The 1,878-nt window shown below is 58.9% G+C and carries 1 protein-coding gene; it reads left to right on the top strand.

The genetic code is table 11. The features are described from left to right. The first annotated feature begins 293 nt into the window (after positions 1 to 293). On the top strand, positions 294 to 602 hold the full coding sequence (locus ABIA96_RS36535; protein ID WP_354141720.1) for a hypothetical protein: 309 nt from the start codon (positions 294 to 296) through the stop codon (positions 600 to 602). Positions 603 to 1,878 lie beyond the last annotated feature (1,276 nt).

Below are 1,878 nucleotides of genomic sequence, written 5' to 3'. Positions count from 1 at the left end.
CTGCTCATCGTCTCTCCTGATTCGCGGGTCAATCTTGCCCGCCGTCAGGCAGAAACTCCACTTATCGCGCTGTTCAGATTTGCGGGACCAGCTCAAAGCCTCAATGAACCTGGTGCGAACACATTGAACGATCATCCCCGAAACTAAGTCAAAACCACCGCGTTGGCTTCGGCCTTTTGTCTCGAGGAGTTGTCATGTCCCCAACGTCAGACTCTGTCGGCCCTAGCCGACCGGTGCTTTCTTGGTTCGTACTCGCGCTAGTCGTCATCCTCGCGGTTGGAGGATTCTTTTGGATGGAGCGAAAGATCGAAGCGCTCCAAGCGACGACTGCCCCGCATCCGGACATCGGTTCCCAAGAAGTCAAACAGGCGCTGATCCCACTTCAGCAGGCTGTCCAAGACGTACGGGCCAATCAGCAAAAGATTAGCGCGCAGGTAGACGACCTTCGGCGAAAAACGGCGGCAGAAGGGGGCGAGCGCAAGCTTCTATCCGATCAGCTGGGAGCGTTGAGCTCGCGCGTGGACGCGCTGTCGTCAGCGAATGGCGACAGCAATATCACGGCTCCCCCACAATCGCAGAAGAAGGGAAATCGCAAGCGATAACTGCGCTCCGCATGCGCCTCCAGTGGCTCCGAGTACATCGCGATCCTGCTCTCACGGGGTCCGTAAGCGCAACGCGGCGTCCCCTGCGGCGGTGGGTACCGCTCTGTGCACCCCGCTCGACCCAGCCCTTCCTCATCGTGTTCAGGATGGTTCGGTGGCCAGTCGGCGCGAGGGCTTGTAGAACCGAAGCGGGAACTTCGCCTTGGGCGCAAACCCCGCTCATAGCGCCGCGATCGAGCTCCGAATGATCCGCGGCAAGCATTGCGGCGAGGTAGCTCAGCTCCCACCCGAGGAATAGGCGATCGTGACGGCCCCGCCGGTTATTGAGCCGGCGGGCTCTCCATGCGCTGGGGCCTCTTCTTGGCAGATGGTTCTTTTTGCTTCGAGCCAGTGACGACCCGCCAACCGTCGCTAGGGGCCTGACGTTCTTGCCGGCCTGGTGGAATGGGCCCTTCAAATCTGGCCGCCCACCGCCGCGCAAACCGTCTTTCAATTTCCAAGGGGACTGTACTCACGTCCGGCACTCCAGGTTCACGATCCTGCCTTGGTTGTTGGAGCGTCAACGCTTTCCATGCCTCAAAGGTCCAGTTGCGGCGGAGCCTCGAGATTTGGTTCGGCTCCTGCCGGTTCACGCTGGCGGGCCTCGTTCTCGGTTCTGAGCACGCGCCTATGGCGGGTTGGGTGCCGGCCTGTTTCCGAGCGCAGTGGCCTAGTTTGATTTTGAGGTGGCCTGATTTTGCCGCGACCAACGAAAAGCCCGGCACGATGGCCGGGCTGATCGCAAATATATTTCCAAGCTATGGGGCAAAGCAGAAGTCTCTAACGGGCAATGAGTTATTAAGCAGAAGTTAAGGCGGCAAGTCGGTGCACTTTTGGACATAAGAATTACGCGGGTCCCCAATTTTGAACAAACTGGGCATTTCGCAGTCTTATAACAAAGATTGGGAAATGCCGCCGTGCCTCACGACAACGAGCGAGTGGAGCTCGCCTACAAAATCCTTCGTCTTCGTCAGGAGCTCCGGCAAATAGGCTGGACAACAGAACAAGCCGAAAGACTTCGCGCTGAGATGGAGCGCCTTATGAAAGAGCTACGCGAGATTGACGAGTAAGGCCGCCTCAGTGGGCGGCCTCTGCTCCCAGCGTGCAAAAAGCAAGGGCTGTCAATCGGCCTGCAAATTTGCCCCCTCATCGGCGTCCAAATTTGACCCCTTCGTGCGGCGGATTTTGCCGGTAGCGCTCGTCTCGTCGGAGCTGGCCGGGATAGCGGAGGCGAGAC

Origin of the sequence: Bradyrhizobium sp. LB11.1 (genome assembly GCF_040549385.1) — a bacterium.
Lineage (GTDB): Bacteria > Pseudomonadota > Alphaproteobacteria > Rhizobiales > Xanthobacteraceae > Bradyrhizobium.
This window is presented reverse-complemented; position numbering and strand designations above follow the sequence as displayed.